The organism is Mesorhizobium calcicola, from assembly GCF_042682105.1.
In the GTDB taxonomy this organism is placed as follows: domain Bacteria; phylum Pseudomonadota; class Alphaproteobacteria; order Rhizobiales; family Rhizobiaceae; genus Mesorhizobium; species Mesorhizobium calcicola.
Genome location: NZ_JBHUGY010000072.1, coordinates 57,601 through 66,008, shown reverse-complemented (window position 1 = coordinate 66,008; position 8,408 = coordinate 57,601). Strand labels below are relative to the sequence as shown.

Genomic DNA, 8,408 nt, shown 5'->3' with positions numbered 1-8,408 from the left:
CCAGCACATAGTCGCCCGCGGCGTGGCCGAGCGTATCGTTGATCTGCTTGAACCGGTCGAGGTCGAGCTGGACGACGGCAAGGCGCTCGCGACGCCGGTGCGTGCCCTTGATCAGCGTATCGAAATGATCGGTCAGGAACGTGCGATTGTGCAGGCCGGTGAGGCCATCATGCACCGCGATGAAGGCCATGGAATTGCGCGCGTCGATCAGCTCATGCGTCTTGCGCAGGATGGCGTTCGACATCGGCCTGAAAATGAACAGCGCCACCAGCACGATGACGCCGAGGGTGGCGTAGAACAGAGTGCGGTGGAGCGCGAGCAGCTCCTCGGAGCGCTCGTCGGCATCGGCGCTGATGCGCTGACCAAGTGCCGCGTAACCCGACAAGGTCGCGTTGGCGACAGAGGAATCGAGATTGACGCGCTCGCCGCTGCCCTTGTAGCCGTCACTGGTCCCCGTCAGCTGCGATTCAAAGGATGAAATCAGCCGCTTGCCATTGGCGACGAGGCCCACCGAAAAATAATCGAGATGGAACGGCTTGGCGAACAGCACGCTCTCGGTCGATTTCGGGTCCAAACGAGCCGGCGACATCGGGTCGGCCTTCGTCTGTTCGAGCAGCAGATCATAGTTCGTCTCGAACTCCCCAGTCGCCTGCTTGAGTGCGCTGACCAGCGCCGGTTGCTTGTCTCGCGAAGCAGAACCGGTTGCGCTGGCAAGGAAGACGATGCGCTGCGACAGCGTCTTTTGCGTGCTGACGATGTCGAGCAAGGTGTGGTTGTTCTGCTGGGTGGCCATCATCTGCTGCAGCAGGATAAAGGAGGCTATCACCATGGCGGCAATGATCAGCAGGGCCAGCCAGTAGCCGGCCTTGATCAGCAATGTGAGCTTGCCTGAAATGGTTTGCACCGGCTGCTGCGACATTTTCGGGGGCGGCCCTCTCGCCAACGGGTTCTTGCTGCGAGGAGCATTGGCTTGCAAACGTTAACAGGTCCGGAAATCGACAGCCGGCCGGCAAGGGGGAGACGCGGAAAGATCGCGAAATGGTTATCGGCTCGTTTAGCGCTGTGTCGGCATTTGAGCGGTCGTCGCTCAGCAACTATGGCCATGGCGTAGCGGCCGCGGCCGCATACGTTCCATGTCGGGCCGCTTGCCCACCGATCCGGTCGTTTTTGCGATGGATTTTTCGCGCGGGCCGGACGACAGTCGGCCCACATCAAACGAGGCCCGATCATGACCGCAGCATTTCTCTCTCACATCGACAGCGAACTCGCGGGACTTAAGTCGGCCGGACTCTACAAATCCGAGCGGGTGATCTCTTCGACCCAGTCGGCCGAGATCGAGGTTGGCGGGCGGAAGGTGCTTAATTTCTGTGCCAACAACTATCTCGGCCTCGCCGACAGCGCCGACCTGCGCGCGGCGGCCAGCCAGGCGCTCGACCGCTATGGCTACGGCATGGCCTCGGTGCGCTTCATCTGCGGCACGCAAGAGGAGCACAAGCAGCTCGAGGCGACGATTTCATCCTTCCTCGGCCTGGAGGACACCATCCTCTACGGCTCCTGCTTCGACGCCAATGGCGGCCTGTTCGAGACGTTGCTGGGAGAGGACGATGCGATCATTTCCGATGCGCTGAACCATGCCTCGATCATCGACGGCGTCAGGTTGTCGAAGGCAAAACGCTTCCGCTACGCCAACAACGACATGGCCGACCTCGAAGCGCGGCTGAAGGAGGCAAAGGACTGCCGCTTCCGGCTGATCGCCACCGACGGCGTGTTTTCCATGGATGGCATCATCGCCAATCTCAGGGGCGTCTGCGACCTCGCCGACAAATACGATGCCATGGTGATGGTCGATGACAGCCACGCGGTCGGCTTCGTCGGCCAGAACGGCCGCGGCTCGGCCGAACATTGCGGCGTCGAGGGCAGGGTCGACATCATCACCGGGACGCTCGGCAAGGCGCTCGGCGGTGCATCCGGCGGCTACACATCGGGCAGGGCGCAGGTGGTCGACTGGCTGCGCCAGCGCTCGCGGCCCTACCTCTTCTCCAACACGCTGATGCCGGCGATCGCCGGCGCGTCGATCAAGGTGTTCGACCTGGTCCGCAATGGCGGCGCCTTGCGCGAACGCCTGTATGCCAATGCGGCGCGGTTCAGGTCGCAGATGGGCAAGCTTGGCTTCACGCTGGCCGGGGCCGACCATCCGATCATTCCGGTGATGCTGGGCGATGCGACGCTGGCGCAGGAGATGGCGGCGCGCATGCTGAAGCGCGGCATCTATGTCATCGGCTTTTCCTTCCCGGTGGTGCCGAAGGGCCAGGCGCGCATCCGCACGCAGATGTCGGCGGCGCATTCCAGCGCCGATATCGACCGCGCGGTCGAGGCGTTTGCGGCCGTCGGAAGGGAACTCGGGGTGATTTCCTGAAAGGTCGAAGTCGCAAAGCGATTCCGGAACAAGAGATTCAAGGGACAAATGCATGTCGAACATGATGAAGGCGCTGGTGAAGGCCAAGGCCGAACCGGGCATCTGGATGGAAGAGGTGCCGGTGCCGGAAATCGGCCCCAACGACGTGCTGATCAAGGTCAGGAAGACCGCGATCTGCGGCACCGATGTCCATATCTACAATTGGGACCAGTGGGCGCAGAAGACTGTGCCGGTTCCGATGGTCACCGGCCATGAATTCGTCGGCACCGTCGCCGATTTCGGCGCGGCGGTCACCGAATACAAGGTTGGCCAGCGCGTGTCGGGCGAAGGCCACATCGTCTGCGGCCATTGTCGCAACTGCCGCGCCGGGCGAGGGCACCTTTGCCGCAACACGCTCGGCGTCGGGGTCAACCGGCCAGGTGCCTTCGGCGAGTATCTGGCAATCCCGCAGCACAATGTCGTGCCGATCCCCGACGACGTGCCGGACGAGATCGCCGCGATCTTCGATCCGCTGGGCAATGCGGTTCACACCGCTCTGTCCTTCGATCTGGTCGGCGAGGACGTGCTGGTCACCGGCGCCGGGCCGATCGGCATCATGGGAGCGCTGGTGGCGCAATGCGTCGGCGCGCGAAAAGTGGTCATCACCGACATCAATCCGGTGCGGTTGGCGCTGGCGAAAAAGCTCGGCGTCCAGCATGTCGTCGACGCCTCGAAGGAAAAGCTGCGCGACGTCATGCCGGCGCTCGGCATGACCGAGGGTTTCGACGTCGGTCTCGAAATGTCGGGCGCGGCGCCCGCCTTCCGCGACATGATCGATACCATGAACAATGGCGGCAAGATCGCCATTCTCGGCATCGCGCCCACCGGCTTCGAGATCGACTGGAACAAGGTCATCTTCAAGATGCTACATCTCAAAGGCATTTACGGCCGCGAGATGTTCGAGACCTGGTACAAGATGATCGCGCTGGTGCAGGGTCCGCTCGATGTTTCAGGTCTGATCACCCACCGCATCGGCATCGACGACTTCCAGACCGGCTTCGATGCAATGCGCAGCGGCAGCTCCGGCAAGGTGGTGATGGACTGGTAGGCGGTTGGTCGAAGAACGCAGCGGTGCACTGAAAGCCGTACTTCTGTTCCCGACCTAGCCCTTGCCCAGCGCCACCTCCAGCGCCGCCACTCCATTGATAATCGCCGCGCACTCGCGGGCGCTCAGCTTCGCCAGCAATTCCCGCTCGAAGGCCTTCGCCAGCGGCACCATTTCGCGATAGGCCGCAAGCCCCGCCTTGGTCAGGGTCAGATGCTCGACGCGGCGGTCGTTTTCATCGGGAGTTCGGGTCAGCCAGCGCCGCCGTTCAAGCTCGGCCACGGCGCGTGACACCTTGGTCTTGTGCATGGCCGATTGCTCGCCAAGGGCTGTCGCGGTCATCGTGCCGTGCTGGCCAAGCCCGGAAAGGGTGCGCCATTCCGGGCGGGTCAGGCCATGACTGTCCTTGTAAATCCCTGCGAATTCGCGGCTGACGGCGTCGGCGAGGCGATAGAGCCGGTAGGGAAGGAAGTTTTCCAGGTCGAGGATTTCCATGATTGCACATCCCGGCAGAAGCATTGGCATTGATAGTTACATTTTCGATGGTTACAAATGAAACCAGTTTGGTCAATTCCGGGAGGAAGCGATGGCCTTTTCCTATATGCCGGGCTTCGGCAACGACTTCGAAACCGAAACCTTGCCCGGCTCGCTGCCGCAGGGACGAAACTCGCCGCAGCGGCCGGCCTATGGCCTCTATGCCGAGCAGCTTTCCGGTTCGCCCTTCACCGCCCCGCGCGGTACCAATGAGCGCTCATGGCTCTATCGGATCCGGCCGAGCGTCAAGCACACCGGCCGTTTCAAGGCAGCGACCCATCCCCTGTGGAAGACCGCCCCCAATGTCGGTGACCACGAACTGGCGCTCGGCCAGTACCGCTGGAATCCGGTGCCGATGCCGAAGGAGCCGACCGATTTCATTCAGGGCATGCGCAGCATGACCACCGCCGGCGACGTGCTCGGGCAGACCGGCATGGCAGCGCATGTCTATGTCGCCAACACATCGATGGTCGACGATCATTTCTTCAATGCCGACGGGGAGCTGCTGGTCGTCCCGCAAGTTGGCTCCCTGCGTTTCGTCACCGAAATGGGTGTCATCGAGCTACGACCCGGCGAGATCGCCGTGCTGCCGCGCGGCCTCGTCTTCAAGGTGGAGCTCGTCGATGCCGAAGTGCGCGGCTATGTCTGCGAAAACTATGGCGCCAAGCTGACCCTGCCCGACCGTGGCCCGATCGGCGCCAATTGCCTGGCCAACCCGCGCGATTTCAAGACGCCTTGCGCCTGGTTCGAGGAGAAGGAGACGCCGTGCCGGCTGATCGTGAAATGGTGCGGCAATTTCCATGTCACCGAGATCGGCCATTCGCCGCTGGACGTCGTTGCCTGGCACGGCAACTACGCGCCCTACAAATATGATCTCGCCACCTTTTCACCGGTCGGCGCCATCCTGTTCGACCATCCCGATCCATCGATCTTCACCGTACTGACGGCGCCGAGCGGCGAGGAAGGCACCGCCAACATCGACTTCGTCATCTTCCCGCCGCGCTGGCTGGTGGCGGAGGATACGTTCCGGCCGCCCTGGTACCACCGCAACATCATGAGCGAGTTCATGGGGCTGATCCACGGCCAATACGACGCCAAGGAGGAAGGTTTTGTCCCCGGCGGCATCAGCCTGCACAATCTGATGCTGGCTCATGGACCGGATGCGCCTGGCTTCGAAAAGGCCTCGCGCGCGGACCTGGAACCGGTCAAGCTCGACAACACCATGGCCTTCATGTTCGAGACCCGTTTTCCGCAGATGCTGACCCGCTACGGCGCCGAACTGGAAACCCGGCAGGATAATTACATCGACTGCTGGGCCGACCTGAAGAAGCGCTTCAACGGCACCCCCGAGGGCGACTGGTCTTGAGCCGCGAGCCAATGCCGGACCGGCTGGTGCTTTTGGGCTCGAAGGGCGGTCCGGCACTGCGGCCGGGCGGACCATGGCCGAGCTCGTCGCTGCTTGAGATCGGCGGCCGGACCATTGTCGTCGACTGCGGGCTTGGCGTGACGCGCGCTCTGGTCGACGCCGGCATCGGGCTGAGGGCACTCGACCTGGTCTTTGTCACGCATCTGCATTCCGACCATGTGCTGGAACTCGGGCCGCTGATCCACACCGCCTGGACGGCGGGTCTGGCCACGCCGGTCGGCGTGTTCGGCCCGCCCGGCACCGGCCACTACTGGCGGCGCTTTTGTCAGGCGATGGAGTTCGACATCGAGATCCGCATCGTCGACGAGGGCCGGCCGGATGTTCGCGAACTGGTTTCGATCAACGAATTCGCCGAAGGCCTGGTTGTCGAGCAACGCGGCCTCAAGGTTTCGGCGCTGCGCGTCGACCATCCGCCGGTGACCGACTGCTTTGCGCTGCGCTTCGAGCATGGCGGGAAAAGCGTGGTGTTCTCCGCCGACACGGCCTTCTTTCCGCCGCTCGCCGATTTCGCCCAGGGCGCCGATATCCTCGTCCACGAAGCCATGCTGGAGGAAGGCATCGAGCGGCTGGTGGTCAAAACCGGCAACGGCGCGCGTCTGCGCGAACATCTGCTCGCCAGCCACAGCTTTGCCGGGGAGGCCGGGCGCATCGCCAGTGATGCCGGCGCGAAGAGGCTGGTGCTCAATCATCTCATTCCGGCCGACGATCCCGGGATCTTCGAGGCCGACTGGATCGCCGCTGTCAGGAAAACATGGGCCGGCGACTTGACGATCGCCCGCGACGGCCTTGTTGTGGAGTTCGCATGATCCCGAAAAGTGGAAACCGGTTTTCGCTGGAGATCATGCGTAAAACAAAAATCCAAAGCAGCGAGAAAGCTGCACAGGGAGAGGAAAAAGCCGCATGAAGCTTGCCACATTGAAGGACGGGACGCGTGACGGAAAACTCGTCGTCGTCTCGCGCGACCTGACACGCTTCACCGACGCCTCGTTCCTGGTGCGAACCCTGCAGGCAGCGCTCGACGACTGGCGCCGGATCGCGCCGCACCTCGCGACAATAGCGGAATCGCTGGAGAACAACGCGGTGCCGTCGGAGCGCTTCCACGAGCACGACGCCCTTTCGCCGCTGCCGCGTGCCTATCAATGGGCCGATGGCTCGGCCTATGTGAACCATGTCGAACTGGTGCGGAAGGCGCGCGGGGTCGAGATGCCGGCAAGCTTCTGGACAGACCCGCTGATCTACCAGGGCGGCTCCGACTCCTTCATTGCGCCGCGCGACCCGATCCGCATGGCCGACGAGGCCTTCGGCATCGACATGGAGGGGGAAGTCGCCGTTATCGTCGACGATGTGCCGATGGACGCCAGCCTCGATGAGGCACGCGCCGCGATCCGGCTGGTCATGCTGGTCAACGATGTGACGCTGCGCGCTCTGACCGGGCCGGAACTCGCCAAGGGTTTTGGTTTCTTTCAATCAAAGCCGTCCTCGGCCTTTTCGCCTGTGGCGGTGACGCCGGACGAACTGGGTGACGCCTGGGATGGCGGCAAGGTCAGCCTGCCGCTGCTCGCCGATCTCAACGGCAAGCCGTTCGGCCGCGCCAATGCCGGCGTCGACATGACTTTCGATTTTCCGGCGCTGATCGTCCACGCTGCCAGGACAAGGCCACTGGCATCAGGCACGATCATCGGTTCCGGCACGGTCTCCAACAAGCTCGACGGCGGGCCGGGCAAGCCGGTCTCGGCCGGCGGCGCCGGCTATTCCTGCATCGCCGAACTGCGCATGATCGAGACCATTGTATCAGGTGCGCCCAAAACGCCGTTCCTGCGCTTCGGCGACATGGTGCGCATCGAGATGAAGGACAGGACGGGTCATTCGATCTTCGGAGCCATCGAGCAGAAGGTCGAGAAATACGAAAGGTGAGGGAATGACGGGGGTCTATCTGCTGGCGGGGGTCTGGGCGCTAGCCACATTGGCGGTCTTCATCCTGGCGATCCGGCTGAGCTACCGCGTCGAGGCCCGCTCGCCGGACCTGACCAACCGCAGCGGCTTTCCGCGCAAGGCGATGATGTTCCACACCATCACCAACATGAAAGTCGCGCAGGACGAGGAAACGCAGGCCATGCGGCGGCGCATGAACAGGCTGTTGCTGATCGTTCTCGCCGGATTTGCGGTTCTGTGGGCGGGTTTGTATCTGGTCCGGTCTGCGGGATGATGTGATGAGCCTGCTGGATCATCTGCGCCGCATGGCGCGCAACAATCTCTGGTCGAACGATCGGCTCTATCGCGCCGTACTGTCACTTCAGCCCGGTGAATTCGAGGCCGAACGCACCAGCTTCTTCCCGTCGATCAAGGCGACGCTCAACCATATTCTGGCGGTCGATTATCTCTATCTCGATTTTCTCGAAGAGGGCGGCGTCGGTGCCGCGGCCCATGATGATTTCGAGCCCTTCGACGAACCGCAGCCGCTGTTTGCCGCGCAAGTCGCGGTCGACCGGCGCCTGATCGCCTTCTGCGATGGGTTGACGGAAGCCGATCTTGACCGCCGCGTCATCACCGACCGGCGCGAGGACGGCATGATCCCTGAAAGGATCGGCGACATCCTCGCCCATGTCTTCCTGCACGACATCCACCACCGCGGCCAGGTGCACGCCATGCTGTCCGGCACCTCGGTCGCGCCGCCGCAATTGGACGAGTTCCTGCTCGACTATGACATCAAGCTGAGGAAGGCAGAGGTCGAGCGGCTGGGACTTTAGTTGCCAATTCTCATCTTAAATAGTCGGCCCATCAACAGCTGAACTGGTGCCGATGCGTGGCAGAAGGCACACCCTCACCGGAGGCGGGAGGAGACGCGCTACCGGCTTGCCGCGTCGGGTGATCACGATCTCCTCGCCGGCCTTCGCGCGCCTCACGAGTTCCGACAGTCTAGCTCTGGCTTCGGTTATGGAGACGTTCAC

General features: G+C 62.9%; 10 protein-coding genes. 7 read left to right on the top strand and 3 right to left on the bottom strand.

Annotation, left to right across the window (positions count from 1 at the left end; genetic code table 11):
* The coding region (locus ACFSQT_RS36005; RefSeq protein WP_379026790.1) for a diguanylate cyclase at positions 1–919 on the bottom strand (919 nt) is incomplete at its 3' end.
* A 309-nt stretch (positions 920–1,228) separates the two neighbouring features.
* Between ACFSQT_RS36005 and ACFSQT_RS36000 the strand changes: the two genes are divergently transcribed.
* On the top strand, positions 1,229–2,416 hold the full coding sequence (locus ACFSQT_RS36000; protein WP_379026789.1) for a glycine C-acetyltransferase: 1,188 nt from the start codon (positions 1,229–1,231) through the stop codon (positions 2,414–2,416).
* 52 nt (positions 2,417–2,468) lie between these two features.
* A complete protein-coding gene (tdh, locus tag ACFSQT_RS35995) occupies positions 2,469–3,503 on the top strand; it encodes an L-threonine 3-dehydrogenase (protein ID WP_096456834.1) in 1,035 nt (344 codons plus the stop codon).
* 54 nt (positions 3,504–3,557) lie between these two features.
* Here the strand turns inward: tdh and ACFSQT_RS35990 are convergent, their stop codons facing one another.
* A complete protein-coding gene (locus tag ACFSQT_RS35990; protein WP_379026788.1) occupies positions 3,558–3,995 on the bottom strand; it encodes a MarR family winged helix-turn-helix transcriptional regulator in 438 nt (145 codons plus the stop codon).
* A gap of 91 nt (positions 3,996–4,086) precedes the next feature.
* Between ACFSQT_RS35990 and hmgA the strand changes: the two genes are divergently transcribed.
* The 5 genes from hmgA (at position 4,087) to ACFSQT_RS35965 (ending at position 8,207) form a co-directional block, all read left to right on the top strand.
* On the top strand, positions 4,087–5,400 hold the full coding sequence (hmgA, locus tag ACFSQT_RS35985; RefSeq protein WP_379026787.1) for a homogentisate 1,2-dioxygenase: 1,314 nt from the start codon (positions 4,087–4,089) through the stop codon (positions 5,398–5,400).
* A gap of 11 nt (positions 5,401–5,411) precedes the next feature.
* Positions 5,412–6,266: an MBL fold metallo-hydrolase gene (locus tag ACFSQT_RS35980; protein ID WP_379026793.1), complete on the top strand. Its 855-nt coding sequence runs from the start codon at positions 5,412–5,414 to the stop codon at positions 6,264–6,266.
* Positions 6,267–6,360: 94 nt separating this feature from the next.
* Positions 6,361–7,374, top strand: coding sequence for a fumarylacetoacetate hydrolase family protein (locus ACFSQT_RS35975; RefSeq protein ID WP_379026786.1), 1,014 nt, complete (start codon positions 6,361–6,363; stop codon positions 7,372–7,374).
* Between the two features lie 4 nt (positions 7,375–7,378).
* Entirely contained in the window at positions 7,379–7,666 is a 288-nt protein-coding gene (locus ACFSQT_RS35970) for a hypothetical protein (protein WP_379026785.1), read from the top strand.
* Positions 7,667–7,670: 4 nt separating this feature from the next.
* Positions 7,671–8,207 (top strand): DinB family protein, encoded by a 537-nt coding sequence (locus ACFSQT_RS35965; protein WP_379026784.1) that lies wholly within the window; start codon positions 7,671–7,673, stop codon positions 8,205–8,207.
* 15 nt (positions 8,208–8,222) lie between these two features.
* Here the strand turns inward: ACFSQT_RS35965 and ACFSQT_RS35960 are convergent, their stop codons facing one another.
* Positions 8,223–8,408: a type II toxin-antitoxin system Phd/YefM family antitoxin gene (locus ACFSQT_RS35960; RefSeq protein ID WP_379026783.1), complete on the bottom strand. Its 186-nt coding sequence runs from the start codon at positions 8,406–8,408 to the stop codon at positions 8,223–8,225.